We start from the raw sequence: 15,459 nt of genomic DNA, 5'->3' as shown, positions 1-15,459 counted from the left end.
AAGTTGTGATTAGAACGATTTGCGTTAGCACACGCCAATGTAAGGTAAACAACAGCCGGATGACCCGTCCCCTGACTGCCATTCTTGCCGATGACCACGCTATCGTGCGTCAGGGGCTGAAGCTTCTTATCTCATTGATGGACAATGTGTCCGTCGTTGCGGAAGCGGGGGATGGAGCGACCGTCATGGAGCATGTGCGTAATGCCCGGGCGGATTTGCTTGTTCTCGATCTTGGTATGCCGGGTGTTGCGGGCATCCAATTCATCTCGGATATAAGAACTGTCGCACCTAGGCTGAAAATTCTGGTTCTAACCGCGAATATTGAGCCCAGAACTATTCGCGCCACTATGGAAGCGGGTGCCAGCGCTTATTTGACCAAGGATGGCGACCCGGAAGAAATCGGTGCGGCCATTGAAGCCGTCAGAAATGGTGAGACCTATCTGGCGCAGTCCATCCGGTTTGCCGTCACGGGGTCTTCGCGGAACAGCGGCTTTCCACCGCCGTCGGATATCCTGTCGCCGATTCCGTTGACGCGCCGCGAACGCCAAATTCTGGCGCTGGTCGCGCAAGGTTTGACAGCAAGAGATGTTGCCACACGATTGGGGATCAGCCCTTTGACTGCACGCAAGCACCGCGAAAACCTGATGCGGAAGCTCGATCTCCACAGCTCTGCTGAGTTGACGGCTTATGCAGTTCGTCTGGGCTTACCCACTGTGTGAGCAGACGCACCGATCAAACCATCCCGCGTTGCTCGACGCGGCTCCCCGAAAGGTCCTTCCGTATGTAAAAGCCATTTGGGATGGCCTCTTGCACCAACGGAACATGCGAAATCAACCCGACCGCACGGTTTTGGCTGACCAGCGTATTGAGCGCTTGCAGGACCTGATCGAGTGTGCCGGTACCGTTCTCGGTGTCGAGGCTGCCAAAGCCTTCATCGATGAAGATGGTATCGAGCCGGACTTTGCCATTTGCGCTTTCAACGACATCGGCTAGGCCGAGTGCCAGTGCAAGAGCGGCAATAAAGCTCTCGCCACCGGAAAGCGTGGCTGTGGGACGAGGTTTTCCGGTGTAAGTGTCGTGCACTTGAATGCCGAGACCACGCCGACCGCGCCCGGAACCTTCAAGGGCGCGCTCAAGCGTATAGCGTCCGCCGGACATCGGGTTGAGGCGTTGATTGGCGGCGATCAGCACCTGATCGAACATGGCACCAATTGCAAAAGTTTCAATATCGAGATTCTGTGAGTTTTTGGAATCGAAGAGTGCTGCCAGCTCGCGCAATGGTCCGCTCTCGGCTTCCGCTTTTTCCAGCCGGTTGATTGTATCAGCGAGTTCAGCCAGCAACTTGTTCAATTGACCACGGCGCGCTGCCGCAGTTGCAAGATCCGTCTGCGCTTTTTGAAGTGTCACATCCGCGTCCTGCAACGCCATTTCGAATGGCGGCAGGGCAGGGCGCTCGAGAGTTGCAACTGCCGCCGTGGCTTTTCGTGCTGTGTCTTCGGCAACAAACAAGGTGCGGCGGTAATTTTCGACGATCTCCCGGTCCTGATTGATCGTGGCAAAAGCGGGTTTGAGCGCGAGGTATTCTTCGTGGGTCAATGCCGCAGCCTTCAGGCGCGAAGTGAACTCGTCTTGGGTGCGGCTCAGCCGAAGGCGCTGTTCTTCCACCCGCTCTTGCGCGCTTTCCTGTTGCTTCAGGGAAGACAACGCGGTTTCGCGAGTTACCGTTGCAGCCTCCAGAGCCGTTTTTCGTGCGGTTTCCCGTCTTGTGAGAACATCAGCACGACTTGCGATAAACTCGGCAAGACGGGCAGCCTCGCGATGTTCTTCCGGGATATCGGACAACATCTCTTCAAGGCGCACTCGCGCACTTGCCAGTTCCGTTTCCGCCGTCTGAAGAGCAGTCCGATGTTGATCGCGGAATTGTTCAGCTGCCACTATTCGCGTTTCTGTCTCTTCAAATTGCCCTTCGGCAAGAGCGATGTCCAGAACAGGGCCGAGCGCTTCGATATCTTGTTTTATCTTGGCGAATGCTGCGCGGAGTTCCGCCAAAGGGCACTCGGCAGGGTTCAACTCTGACACGCGGTTCTGGCGTTCAACAAGAATACTTTGCGCCGATACGAGATTTGCATGCGTATCGCGCTCGATGGATTGCCGCTGCTCCCAAAGTTCCTTCGTCTGACGAAAAGCATCAGTAAGTCCAGTGTGGTGTGGATTGCCAGTTGCCGGCATTGGATGATCATTGGCGCCACAAACCGGGCAAGGCTCGCCGGGAACGAGTTTGCTCGCCAGATGCAACGCCTGTGCGCTGGAAAGCTGCCGCTCCGCTTCGATAAAAGCGCCTTTCGCTTCTCCAGCGGCGTTAAGCTCTCCACGGTGACGTGCTGATAACGTCTCGACATTCGCCTTGGAGAATGCGGCATCAGCCTGCGCCTTCTCGACAGCCTCGGCATGTGTAATCGCATGCTCGAGTTGACTGCGCTTTACGAGCAGTTCCTGCCGCTTGCTCGCAGCCAAACGCGCTGATTTCAAACCGTCTTGCTGCGTTTGCTTGCGAGTGTTGAGAGCGGTAATTGTCTCAAGGCTCTTTTGCAGAGCCGCATGGTGCTTCCGGCGTTCATCAGTTGCCTGTGCAACGTCTTGCGATATGGCGATGGATCGCTCAAGTATTTTCTGGTGACGCTGCATTGCTTCGATACCGCGTCGCAATTGCTCGATCTCGCTGGCCTTGGCTTCTTCAGCTTCATGTGCAGTTCGGGCAAGTGTTTCAGCTGTGGTTGCAGCGGCAAGTTTTTGAACAGATACACCAAGGGCCGTTTCCGCTGCAGTCAGTTCCGCAGTTGTTTCCAATACATGCCGTTCGACGTCGAGCAACAGGCGAGCACGTTCGGCGGATTGCAGCTTCTTCGCAATTGCATCAATATCGGAAGCCTGTTGCTGTAGAGTATTCACCTCGTTAGAGGCCTTGATGGCCGTCTCAAATAGACGATCCAGTGCTTTCGCGGTCTCAAGTTCGGTATGCGCTTTCTTTTGCGCCTCTCGTTGACTGGCTTCGACTGCCGCCAGATCGGTGCAGGACGTGTTGCTTTCTTCAATGCCCGACCTCAGAGCGTCGAGACTTTCAAAACCTTCTGCATTCAACCGACGCGCAAATACTTCCCGTTCGGTGCGAAACTGTCGCTCGACTGCTTCAGCATCGGCTTTCATCCGCGCGGCCAGTCGCCGATAAAGGGAAACATCGAACAAATCGCGCAAGATGCCAAGACGCGCCTTGGTATCGGCAGCGAGAAAAGCTTCAAACCGCCCCTGCGGCAGAAGCACAATCTGGCGAAACTGATCGGCGCCATAGCCGAGCAGATCCTCGATGGCTTTGCCAACCGGGCCGACCTTCTTTTCTTCAATCACTTTGCCCGGACGCTCCGGTGTGATCTCATCGAGCGCCATGCCTGTTGCATCGAACAGCCAGGCTTCATGTGGATCTCTGGTTTCGCCATTCCCGCGCTGCTTTGGCCGGGATTGTTCCGGCCGGCGGCGCGCGACGTAGCGGCGATCTGCAATATCGAACACAAACTCGACTTCGGTCGGACGGTTTGCGTCAGCATTATCGGACCGCAGACTCGGTGTTTCCTGCTCGGCCTTCGCGGCTTCACCGAAGAGAGCGAAAGTCATGGCGCTGAAAATTGTCGATTTGCCGGAACCTGTCTGGCCGTAAATACCGAAAAGACCAGCATCGACAGCCTCGCGGAAATCGACGGTCTCTTGTTTGCTATATGGCCCGAAGGCCTGCATTATCAGTCGTACGGGTTTCATGCCGCATCCTCGGACTGATGAATATCGCTCAAGGCTGTTTCGACGACATCGCGTTCCGGTTCTGTGATCGGATCAGCGCGAACCTGTTCGACAAAGGCTGCGACCAAATCCATTGGTTTGATCGCCTGAAAGTCAGAAATCGAGAGGGATTTTTGCGCGGCGGCGCGCTCGTCACGCTGGTAAGTCAGCTGGCAAGCGTTTGGAAACACCTCGCGCAGCCGCTTCATGGCCTCGATAATTGGTATCTCGTCAGTCAGGACGGCCTTGATGAAATCTTCTGACCTGGCGTGAGTAAGAAGCTCCGCATGTCGTCCTTTCAAGACCCGCACCTGCCTGATGGGTTGAAACGGGATTTCCTCGATTATCACCGCACCATCAGCGTCGATCTCGACAAGATTCATGGATTTCACATGGTCCACTTCGTCAAAGCCAAAGGCGAGGGGGGCACCGGAATAGCGAATGTGATCGCCGCCCGCTGTTTGTGGACGATGCAAATGTCCCAGCGCTACATAAGAAGCGTCAGAAAAGATAGCCGGACTGACGGTTTCAATGCCGCCAACGCGGGCAAGCGGTCGTTCCGCGTCGCTTGGTTCTGCGCCCGCCACAAAAGCATGGGCCAGTATGACCCAGCGCGCGCCATCCGGAACATGTTTACGTGCGGCGGCAACTTGCGTTTTCAACACATCTTCAGGCGTAGCCAATGTTTCGTCGCCAAAGCATTCGCGTGCGGCATATTCATAGGAAAATGGCAGGCCGGAAAAGACGACGGGTCCGTGATCGTCATGAAGCACAAACGGACGTTCATCGGCAGAGATCATTCCGCGGATGATGCCACCTCTGGTGTCGGTTCGGACCGACATGGCTTCAATCCTGTCGCCGGAATCATGGTTCCCGGCAATCAGCAAAACGGCGGCATCTGTCTCTTCTGAAACGCGCCGCATGAACGCGTTGAACTGGCGCACTGCTGTTGCCGGAGGTGCAGCGCGATCAAAAATGTCGCCCGCGATGATGAGCGCATTCGGCTGATGAACGTGGATCGCCTCGACAATCTGATCGAGAGCCGCACCATGGTCCTCTTCCAGCGATATCCCGTTGAATTGTCGGCCCAGATGCATATCAGCCGTGTGAAGAAATTTCATTCAAATCTCTTATGATCATTCCAAATTCTCACAGGCAGCCCATGGCTTGGACTGCTTCATTAATAGCAATTTCGGCTTTTAGCCAGCGATGACACTCAACCGCCAGTGCATGCAGACATTGCAACTTGACCAACGCCCCACGATAAATCCCCCTGTGTGATGGTCAGTGTGTGCTTGCCATCTGAAAAACGCGTTCCTTTATCTCCCACAGCGGCCAGTTCAATTGCCGGTTTGCCATTCACCGAAACAGAAGCATGTTCGCCCATCAGCCGCACCGCCAGTTTCGTGCCGTCTTTGCAGACGTAGTCGCTGACAGGATAGGCGTTCCCCGCGCCAATCGAAGCGCCTGATGCAGAATTGACGTAGCCGCCAAGTAGTAAAACGCTGGTCGCTGCAATCGACAGATTTTTCAGCATGTTGGTTCTCCAGATAGGGACCCTGTGGTTGGGGAAGTGACGAGCAGTTTTGATTGCTTCGGTGAAAATACCTCGTCTGAGCGGTATAGGTCAAATGCATGTGACTATTGTCTAGCATTCAAGAAATCTGCAATCGCCATTGTCGATAAAAAGTCTATGCCGTAACAATAATTTCGGAAATCAAATAGAAATCGGGGCTGTTGAATGGTTACGATCTTTTCTCTTTCCGTCTACATGTCTTTCCTTGCCTTTGCCGCTCTGGGAGGGGCATTCTTTCTGTTTGGGCGCGGAATGCTGTATGTCTTTGCGCATTATGCAAAACGTGATCCGCTCTCCATACCGATAGGGGCTTTCATTGCCACTGTGGCGACAGCTTGGGCGCTTGCACTGGGCTTTGTGGCAGCAGATATCTGGGCGATTACGTCAAAGGCAAATCAGGCGACGAGCGATGAGCGCTCAGCAATCGTTCGATTGGTCGGCATCGCAGATTCACCGGAGATCGGTGCCGTTCCGCTGCGTGAAGCTTTGACGCGTTACAGGACCGCAGTTGTCGACGATGAATGGATCAAGAATATCAACCTGTCTCCGGCTTCTTCCGTTGAAAAATCGCTTCAGGCTATCCGTGACGTGATACTGAAAATGAGCAAGGAGAACATTCCAACGCCAATCATTTCGCATCTTTTGAACGATCTTGATATTTTGCAAGACGCGAGAAGCATGCGGCTGTCGGTTGGCGCCACATCTGTCGATTCCTATAAATGGTATCTCGTTATTTCTCTGACGATCATGACAATCATCACCATTGCATCCACCCATTCGGATAGAATTCGCGCGGGACGTGTTGCTCTTCTCATATATGCACTGAGCGCAACCTTGTGTTTATGGATATTGGCAATTCATGCCAATCCCTATCAGGGCCCAGCCAGGTTGGAACCAACCGTCTTGCTGACCTCACTTTGATTGGATTCTTAGGATGTCTCGTGTTCGAGATGGATAACTGTGTGTCGTGCCTCAAAGCTCGAACACAAATGGCAGCGCTATGTAATGGGTTGCCATTTCTAAGTGATCCTGGAGATAGATCTAGCTAGTTCAGTCTTTGGCCAAATGGTCTTCCCGAACAAAATCACCAATGGCTTGATATGTTGCTTTGGCTTCCAGCGGCACCAGATTCTCTAGCATGAGATAGGCATGCACTACGTCTGGAAAGTGCACATGCTTTACGGGAATGCCAGAGGCTTTCAACCGGGCCACAAAAGCAAAATCCTCATCACGCAGCGGGTCAAGGCCACCACTGAACAATAGTATTGGGGGCCACGCTTTTGTCACCGGCATGTTAAGTGGGGAATGCGCAAGACGGTCTTCGTTATGCTGGAAATATTGATCGAAGTACCATCGCACCTTCGTCTCATCCAGTAGTTTCCCTGTCCCGTTCTCCTTCACTGACGGCCAGCTCAATGTGTAATCGAGGCTCGGATAAATAAGGACCAGACGATTGATAAGGTCGGGCTGGGAGGTTTGCATCTCCGCAGTCAAGGTTGCGCTAAACGCTCCTCCGCCGCTGTCGCCAACCAGTGTGAGTTGATGCTGATAGGGGATGTTCTGTTGATCCAGCAGATGGTAGGCCTGCAACAGAACGGCGCGTGCATCGTCCAACCCAGCCGGAAATGGGTTTTCCGGGGCACGTCGATAATCAACGGCGATTACAGTGTTGCCGGTGCTTACGGCCAGGTGACGAGCCACAGGATCATACACACTGACAGAACCACTCAGATGGCCGCCGCCGTAAATAAAGAACAGAACGCCCGGTGCCTTCTCGTCGCTCTGCTCGGCTGCGGTTAATTGCGGTGTGCTGGCGTTGCTTTGGTAAATACGCACCGGAATTCGTCGTCCATCTGCGTCGACATCGACATTAACGACTGCCAGATCTTCAGACGGAGGCGTAGTGTACTGATGTGTCAATTGCGCTAGCCCCTCGCGGGTGCTGAGGGTATCAAAATGAGACACAGGCTTGGTTGTATGCTCAGCCAAAAAAGCGGCTAGTGCAGGCGGTGGAGCCGCGGTTAGGGAACCGTGCTCTTGTTGCCATTGCTTCGCATATTGCTGTTGATCCGTTTGTATCGTGGCGGCATGCGCGGCACTGGACAACAGGCAGGCCGTCAAGGCGAGGGTAACCGGTATGCGGCATCTCAGGTATTGGGCTAAAGGGGAAAAATATCGATTTCTTTTGATAGCTTGTTTCATCAATTTTACTCGGGTGATTACCATGATGAGAAACGGTTTGGTGAACGCTTCGGGTCAGTTTTCTCAGGCAGTGATCGTTATTCCATCATCCAGCCATGGCTCACGAGCAGGGATTGCCCTGTAAGTGCACTGGTTTCGAAGTCACCCAGAAAAACCGCGACATCTGCGATGTCTTTCTCTGTCGTAAACTCGCCATCAACGGTTTCGGACAACATCATCTTGATGACCTCATCTTCCGAGATACCCAATTCGGCAGCTTGCTGCGGGATTTGTTTGTCGACGAGCGGAGTACGGACGTAACCGGGGCAAATCATGTTGGCCCTTACACTCCGCGCTGCGCCTTCTTTAGCCACAACACGACATAATCCAAGAAGTCCGTGGTTTGCCGTTACATAGGGCGCCTTCAACTTAGAAGCTGTTTTGGCGTGCGCAGACCCATATAAATGATGCTACCCTGTTTCTGGGCATACATATGCTTAAGGCAGGCGCGGGTGGTTAAAAACGCGCCATCCAGATGGACGGCCAACATCTTCTTCCATTCAGCCAGTGTGAATTCTTCTACGGGTCGAACGATCTGTATTCCCGCATTGCTAATAAGAATATCAATCGTACCGAAATGGGCAGCTGCGTCTTTTACACCGGTATCGACTTGTCCTTCATCCGACACGTCCATGATAGTGCCAAAAGCCTCTCCTCCGAGAGCTTCTATGTCTTCCACGGTCTTGGCGACAGCGTCCGACGACAGGTCGGAAACGATAACTTTCGCTCCTTCCTCAGCGTATCGCAATGCAATGCTTCTGCCCAAGCCGCCACCGGAGCCGGTGATGAGTGCAACTTTGTTTTTCAAAAACATGTTTACTATTCCTTTGAGCGCGTGATCCGAGCGAGGATGTTGGATAACGCCAACTGCGCAGTACAACTTGGTTGATGCCAGTCATCCAGCATCAGGCGAGGTAGTCATGAACCACGCGCCCGTGCATCAGGGTCAGGTCGGCGATGTAATGACTTGCGGATAATACTTCTCGTACTGGTAGCTTTGCGACTGGTGCCAGTGCGTGTGGATGCAGTTCCAATGCGCCGGGTCCAGACCAGGCCCCCTGCAGACGAATATCGCCCATGTGATACTGAACCAGTTCGCAAATCCGCAGACTACCGTCCACATGCGGAATGATTTTCAGCAGAAAGCCGGGACGCTTCATATCGTCGAGCAGTTTCGCCTGTTCCATATCTTGATATTTGTAACCCATGGTGCCAGTGGCAATACGCACTGGACCGTAATCCAGGGTGCCGATCAACGTATCCTGAACGACCTCCAGACGAGGCTGTGCAAATTTCTTGGGGAAGCCCCAGATCTCACGGCCACCCGCAATTGGTGCGTGGTCGTCCAAATACATGGCGTGGGTGTAGCTGCCTTTGACATCATGAAGGCTGACCGGAATAACCTGGCCGCTCTCAGTGTAGCTACCAAATCCAGCGGAATCGGGCATGCGAATAAATTCGTAATGTACAATGGGTTCATGAACCTCCAACGGCTCAGGGACCACGGCCCGGAGAGCATCCATGTCCGTTCGGTAGGTTAAGACTAAAAATTCCCGATTGCAGAAGCGAAACGGGCCCCGACCGAAGGACGGGCTGGTCAGCGGCATGGCATAAGCCTGCTGGCGTATTCTATCAATGTCCATATTAGTCCTGATTATATAAGGCGGAATTCAATAATATTTGCGTATAAATTCTCGGTAAATTATCACCATTTAATAAATGATATATTTAACAAGTTATACGCCGAAAAATGCGACAGAAAAATCACGAGTTTGTGCTTATTTTAATTTTAATGGAACGTAATCAATTAAATTATGATATAATATACTATCGACCTATGATGGCATTTATTGATTTATATTTTACTTGTAAACGACTATAGTCGCCTTCACAGCTGCGGCTGCGCGGTTTTCAACGCCTAGTTTCACATAGATTTGCTCAAGGTGCTTGTTCACGGTGCGAGCGCTGAGGTCGAGAATCGTGCCGATGTCGCGATTTGTTTTTCCGCGTGCGACCCAAAGCAAGACATCACTTTCTCGTGCCGTCAGGCCGAAATGGCGGCGCAACATATCCTGTTCGCCGGTTTCGCTGATCGCGGTCAAGCGGAATAGAAACTCATTCGGCCCTGTAGAACCGAGATGAGTCAGTTGCAGCGAAATCTGGCCGTTGGCTGCGATGACTTCAGGCACATCGTCGGCAATTTCGCGTCGGTTTCGCGCTTGAAGTCGCTCCGCGCATTTCTGCTGCAAAAGCACCTGACCCTTCCCGCTGTCGCTGACACTGTCCATCAGGCGCACGGCTTGTGGGGTGGACCATAAGATCGTTCCGTCACGATCGACCGCGAAAAGATGCCGGCCACTGGCATCAAGCGCCACACGTGCGCTTTGTACAGAGCGTGCATTGGTCAGATGGACTTTTATGCGCGCGCGCAATTCATCGATATTGATCGGCTTGGTCAGATAATCGACCCCACCGGCTTCAAGCGCGTGAACGATATGTTCTGTTTCGGTCAGGCCGGTCATGAAGACGATCGGGACTTGCGAGATGGCCGGATTTGACTTGAGTTGGCGGCAGGTTTCGAAGCCGTCCATTCCCGGCATGACTGCGTCCATCAGGATCATGTCCGGTGTAATGCGTTCCGCAATGCCAAGCGCAGCTGCACCTGATGTCGCGATCAAAACGGAATATCCGGCCTGTTCCAGCGCTTCGGTCAGGAAGCCAAGTGTTTGGGGCGAGTCGTCAACAATGAGAACGGTATCGCGTACGGTCATGGCTGGTCGTCCAGTTTCTGTTCGAGATTGCGCAGAAACATATCGTAGCCTGACATGTTGAAAGCGCGAATATAATCCCTTGCATTTTCGACAAAGGGGACAAGATTTTTGTCTTGCGCAAGAAGTGCGAGTTTGGCTTCAATCCCCCGCACATAACCAATTTCACCGAGACGAATAAGATCGTGCAAATCGGAAAGGGCAGGACTGTCGATGACAGCAGGTCGAAGGGAGGCTTTGTTTTCTTCACCTTGTTCGTAGATCCATTCGAAGCCGAGATGCACGGCAAGCTTGGCGTGGATTTGTCTTATATCGAATGGTTTGGTCAGTGTGTCGTTATGGGCATTGTCGGGCAAGGTATCGGGCCGGGTTCCGTCACCGATGTTTGCTGAGAGCATGATGATCGGCGCCACTTCGCCTTTCTCGCGCAGGCGCGCCACCAGTTCCCAGCCATTCATCTCCGGCATGCGGATATCGATGAAATAGAGGTCGGGGCGAATGCCTTCGATCAAGGTCAGACATTCCGGTCCGCTCTTCGCCGTCAGGACGATGAAATCGAGCGGCGACAGGATTTCGCGCATCATGGCGCAGTGATCGTCATTGTCGTCAACGACGATGAGGGTACGGCGCGGCCCGGTATAGTTCTGGATCTTGCGCGTCGGTGCAGCCAGATTGACCGGGCGGTCGATGGCGCCCAGCATCAGGCGAACCTGAAATGTCGAGCCCTTGCCGTAAGTGCTTGTAACGGACAGTTCGCCACCCAGCGTATTGGTCAAAAGCTTGGTGATCGTCAGGCCGAGACCGAGGCCGGGCAGATGACGGGTGTGATCGGCTTCGCCCCGCTGGAAGGGTTCGAAGACGCGCTCCAGATCCTTGTCCGCAATGCCGCGCCCGGTATCCATGATCCTGAACGTGGCCACCTGATTGCGATAGGCGACATCGAGCGCGACTTCGCCTTTCTCGGTAAATTTGATCGCATTGGTCAGAAGATTGACCAGTATCTGGCGAAAGCGCTTTTCGTCAGTGCGTACATATTGCGGCAGCGTTTCTATGTTGCTGTAGCGGAATGTTATGCCCTTGGCTTCAGCTTGCGGCTTCAGCATGTCGGTAATCTGGTCGAGAAAATCATGCAGGTTGATTTCGTTGGAATAGACCTGCAAATGCCCGGTTTCGATCTTGGAAATATCGAGAAGCCCGTCAATCAGTCCCGACAGATGATCGGCGCTGCGGCGGATAAGCTTGATCGAAGGTTGCCGGGCTGCCGGAATGGTTTCGTCGCGTTCCAGTATCTGCGCATAGCCCAGAACAGCGTTGAGCGGGGTGCGGAGTTCATGGCTAAGGCCGACAACATAGCGGCTCTTCGCCCTGTTGGCAGCTTCTGCATTATCCTTTGCCTGTTGCAGGGCGGCGTCGGTCTTTTTATGCGCCGAAATTTCCTTCAGCAGAAGGGCAGTTTGTCGGGAGGATTCCTCTTCGGCGACGATGCGGCTGTCATGGGCCAGCACGTAAAACCAGCAGACGATCACCGCGATCAGCGCCAGAACGAAGAACACGATCAGGATTGTGTGGTTCACCACTTGCGCGGTTTCCGGATATGCAGCTCCGGCGTGATAGGCCACCAGCGCGAGGATGGTGCCAAGAAATGCGACCGAAACAGCAACGGTAACGGCATAGCGCCCGAGCCGGGTGGAGAGCTTTTCGATGACTGCGGCGGGCAACAGCGCATGGGCGACTTCGGCGCTTTGCGCCCGCAGATGCGCCTTGGGCTTGCAGAGATCGTGGCAGCGGCTGTCGAGCGAACAACACAGTGAGCAGATCGGAGCGGCATAGGCCGGGCACCACGCCATGTCTTCCGGTTCGAAATCATGTTCGCAAACCGAGCAGTTGATGGCGAGCTTGTTCTGCCAGGACTGGCGCGGCTTGCGGGCGAGGTAATATTTGCCGTCCGTCTTCCAGGCGATCAGCGGAGAGACGATAAAGGCGACCAGCAGCGCAATATAGGGTGCGAGCGCAGAAGCCATGGCGCCGAACGCACCGAAATGGGCGGCGAGGGCTGTAATGGAGGCAATGGCCATTGTGCCGGTGCCAACCGGATTGATGTCGTAGAGATGGGCGCGTTTGAATTCGATGCCGGGTGGCGAGAGACCGAGGCGCTTATTGACAAAAAGATCGACGGAAATCGTGCAGAGCCACGCCATGGCAATGATGGAGAAAACTCCGAGCGTTTGTTCCAGCACCTTGTAAATGCCGAGTTGCATCAAAAGCAGGCCAATGCTGACATTGAAGATCAGCCAGACCACACGGCCCGGATGACTGTGAGTCAGGCGGGAGAAGAAATTCGACCAGGCCAGAGACCCGGCATAGGCGTTCATCACATTGATCTTCAATTGTGAGACCACAACGAAGGCGACGGTGAGCAGCAGCGCAGCCATATGCGATGGGATCATATAGCCGAAAGCGGTCAGATACATATGCGCCGGATCGGCAGCCACATCGGCGGGAATGCCAGCGCTCAGCGTCAGCACCACCAGGAACGAACCGGCAAGCAATTTTGGCGCACCCAGCACGACCCAGCCCGGTCCGGCAAGAAACACGGCAATCTTGTGCCGCCATTTGCGCTGGCCCTCTGGCGGCAGAAAGCGCAGGAAATCGACCTGCTCGCCGATCTGCGCCATCAGTGCCAGAATGACCGCAGAGGCGGCGCCGAATTGTGCCAGTACAAAGGGCGCGCTTTCTCCGCCGGTAAAACCTGTGCGAATGCCGGAGAAGGTCAGCCAGAGATCGAATTTTCCCCAATCGACCAGCGCGATGAAAATGAAGGGGAGAATATTAAGCGCAATCCAGAAGGGTTGGGTGGCGATCTGGAAACGGCTGATCATCCGCACGCCATAGGTGACGAGCGGTATCACCACGACAGCGCTGATCACATAGCCGATCCACATCGGAATGCCAAAGGCCAACTCCAGCGCGCCTGACATGATCGAGGCTTCGATTGCGAACAGAATGAACGTGAATGTCGCGTAGATAAGCGATGTGACGGTCGAACCGATATAGCCGAAGCTTGCACCACGGGTCAGCAGATCGATGTCGACGCCATGGCGGATAGCATAGCGGCTGATGGGCAGACCGACCGCCAGCATGACAAGACTAGCGACAATGATGGCGGCTATGGCGTTGCTGGTGCCGTAGGACAGGGTGATGGCACCGCCGATTGCCTCAAGTGCGAGGAAGGAAATCGCGCCGATAGCTGTGTGGGCAATGCGATTGGATGAAAAGCGGCGCGCGCTTTTTGCTGTGAAGCGCAGCGCGTAATCTTCCAGCGTTTCGTCCGCGACCCAGCGGTTATATTCCCTTCTGACCGGGATGATGCGTTGCCGCGCTGCCATGCCGCTCCATTTCCCCTCCGGCGCCTTATCGGCCGTTTCAAAGAGAGATAGCAGGTTAAGTCAATAATGCATCGGCCCGAAAGCCGGTATCGGTTTTTGGGAAGCTCGATGCATGAAGCCACTAAATTAGAACGAACTTCACGCACATCTGCGGATACCTGAATTTCGTTCTAATGCATATTTCCCCCCGGTAACTACGTCATTTAACGTATAAGGAAACGGCGTCCTCTCCCCAATAGTTGGCAATAACCCGGAGAACCGGGAGAACCAACAGAGAGGGACACGCAATGACATTCCGGTCGCAGATGCTTGCCGCACTTTTTGCAAGCGCGCTCACCATCCCTAGCCTTTCCGGCGCGCTCGCCGCGGAAGACACGATCAAGGTTGGCATTCTTCATTCGCTTTCCGGCACGATGGCTATCTCGGAAACGACGCTCAAGGATGCCATGCTGATGCTCATCGAAGAGCAGAACAAGAAGGGTGGCCTTCTTGGCAAGAAGCTTGAGGCTGTCGTTGTCGATCCGGCTTCGGACTGGCCGCTTTTTGCGGAAAAGGCCCGTCAGCTGATTTCGCAGGACAAGGTTGCGGCCGTTTTCGGCTGCTGGACGTCGGTGTCGCGCAAATCGGTTCTGCCGGTGTTCAAGGAACTCGACAATATCCTGTTCTATCCGGTTCAGTACGAGGGCGAGGAATCCGAGCGCAACGTGTTCTATACGGGCGCCGCGCCAAACCAGCAGGCAATCCCCGCTGTCGATTATCTGATGGAGAACGAGGGTGTTGAGCGCTGGGTTCTGGAAGGCACCGACTATGTCTATCCGCGCACGACCAACAAGATTCTTGAAGCCTATCTCGTCTCCAAGGGTGTGAAGCCGGAAGATATCCGCGTCAACTATACGCCGTTCGGTTTCTCCGACTGGCAGACGGAAGTGGCTGCGATCAAGAGCTTTGGTGCGGCGGGCAAGAAGACCGCTGTGGTTTCGACCGTCAATGGCGATGCCAATGTGCCCTTCTATAAGGAACTCGCAAATCAGGGTGTGAAGGCTGAGGATATTCCAGTCGTCGCCTTCTCGGTTGGCGAAGAGGAACTGGCCGGTATCGATACCGCGCCGCTGGTTGGCCATCTTGCGGCATGGAACTATTTCCAGTCCGTGGACAACCCAACCAATGCGAAATTCATCGAAACCTGGCACGCCTTCACCAAGGATGACAAGCGCGTCACCAACGATCCGATGGAAGCGTCTTTCATTGGTTTCAACATGTGGTTGAAGGCCGTTGAAAAGGCTGGCACGACCGATCAGGATGCGGTCATCGATGCGCTGGTCGGTGTGTCTGTACCGAACCTCTCGGGCGGCTATTCGACCATGATGCCGAACCACCACATCACTAAGCCGGTGCTGATTGGAGAAATCCAGTCGAACGGTCAGTTTGAAATTGTCAGCCAGACGCCGGGTCTGATTGTTGGCGACGAATGGTCCGATTATCTGCCGGATTCCAAGAATCTGATCTCTGATTGGCGCAAGCCGATGTCCTGCGGCAATTTCAATGTCGCAACGGGCAAGTGCGGCGGTCAGGGCGGCTCCTGATAGACGGGGGATGCAGAGGGCAGGTGAGAACGGCGCCTGCCCCTTGCAGTTCAAAGATCCGAACGGGTCAAAATTAAGAA

10 protein-coding genes and 1 pseudogene are annotated in these 15,459 nt (G+C 54.2%); 3 read left to right on the top strand and 8 right to left on the bottom strand.

Features of this window, described 5'->3' with window-relative positions:
* The first annotated feature begins 59 nt into the window (after positions 1–59).
* Positions 60–719 carry a response regulator gene (locus FHW00_RS19830; RefSeq protein WP_078340260.1) on the top strand — a complete coding sequence of 220 codons (660 nt, stop codon included), beginning with the start codon at positions 60–62 and terminating at the stop codon, positions 717–719.
* Between the two features lie 13 nt (positions 720–732).
* On the opposite strand, the gene FHW00_RS19825 is transcribed toward FHW00_RS19830, so the two are convergent.
* The 3 genes from FHW00_RS19825 to FHW00_RS19815 form a co-directional block, all read right to left on the bottom strand.
* On the bottom strand, positions 733–3,807 hold the full coding sequence (locus FHW00_RS19825) for an AAA family ATPase (RefSeq protein ID WP_078340259.1): 3,075 nt from the start codon (positions 3,805–3,807) through the stop codon (positions 733–735).
* Positions 3,804–4,946, bottom strand: coding sequence for an exonuclease SbcCD subunit D (locus FHW00_RS19820; RefSeq protein ID WP_078340258.1), 1,143 nt, complete (start codon positions 4,944–4,946; stop codon positions 3,804–3,806). Before FHW00_RS19820 ends, FHW00_RS19825 begins: the two co-directional genes overlap by 4 nt.
* A gap of 95 nt (positions 4,947–5,041) precedes the next feature.
* Entirely contained in the window at positions 5,042–5,362 is a 321-nt protein-coding gene (locus tag FHW00_RS19815; RefSeq protein ID WP_445557981.1) for a hypothetical protein, read from the bottom strand.
* Positions 5,363–5,566: 204 nt separating this feature from the next.
* Here FHW00_RS19815 and FHW00_RS19810 point away from each other — a divergent pair, with 204 nt between their 5' ends.
* Positions 5,567–6,322, top strand: coding sequence for a bestrophin-like domain (locus FHW00_RS19810; protein ID WP_078340257.1), 756 nt, complete (start codon positions 5,567–5,569; stop codon positions 6,320–6,322).
* Positions 6,323–6,451: 129 nt separating this feature from the next.
* On the opposite strand, the gene FHW00_RS19805 is transcribed toward FHW00_RS19810, so the two are convergent.
* The 5 genes and pseudogenes from FHW00_RS19805 to FHW00_RS19785 all read right to left on the bottom strand — a co-directional run bounded on the left by FHW00_RS19805 (position 6,452) and on the right by FHW00_RS19785 (position 13,796).
* Positions 6,452–7,603, bottom strand: coding sequence for an alpha/beta hydrolase (locus FHW00_RS19805; protein WP_176168363.1), 1,152 nt, complete (start codon positions 7,601–7,603; stop codon positions 6,452–6,454).
* Positions 7,604–7,680: 77 nt separating this feature from the next.
* Positions 7,681–8,456, bottom strand: a pseudogene (locus FHW00_RS19800) (3-hydroxybutyrate dehydrogenase).
* 91 nt (positions 8,457–8,547) lie between these two features.
* Entirely contained in the window at positions 8,548–9,285 is a 738-nt protein-coding gene (locus FHW00_RS19795) for an acetoacetate decarboxylase (RefSeq protein WP_078340255.1), read from the bottom strand.
* Between the two features lie 219 nt (positions 9,286–9,504).
* Positions 9,505–10,413, bottom strand: coding sequence for a response regulator transcription factor (locus tag FHW00_RS19790; protein WP_078340254.1), 909 nt, complete (start codon positions 10,411–10,413; stop codon positions 9,505–9,507).
* On the bottom strand, positions 10,410–13,796 hold the full coding sequence (locus FHW00_RS19785) for a hybrid sensor histidine kinase/response regulator (protein ID WP_078340253.1): 3,387 nt from the start codon (positions 13,794–13,796) through the stop codon (positions 10,410–10,412). The genes FHW00_RS19790 and FHW00_RS19785 overlap by 4 nt, the downstream gene beginning before the upstream one ends.
* Before the next feature lie 305 nt (positions 13,797–14,101).
* Here FHW00_RS19785 and urtA point away from each other — a divergent pair, with 305 nt between their 5' ends.
* The gene (urtA, locus tag FHW00_RS19780) at positions 14,102–15,379 is read left to right on the top strand and encodes an urea ABC transporter substrate-binding protein (RefSeq protein WP_440632242.1); all 1,278 of its coding nucleotides are present in this window, start codon (positions 14,102–14,104) and stop codon (positions 15,377–15,379) included.
* The last annotated feature ends 80 nt before the right edge of the window (positions 15,380–15,459 follow it).

It is taken from the genome of Ochrobactrum sp. P6BSIII (assembly GCF_014138065.1).
Classification (GTDB): Bacteria; Pseudomonadota; Alphaproteobacteria; order Rhizobiales; family Rhizobiaceae; genus Brucella.
This window is presented reverse-complemented; position numbering and strand designations above follow the sequence as displayed.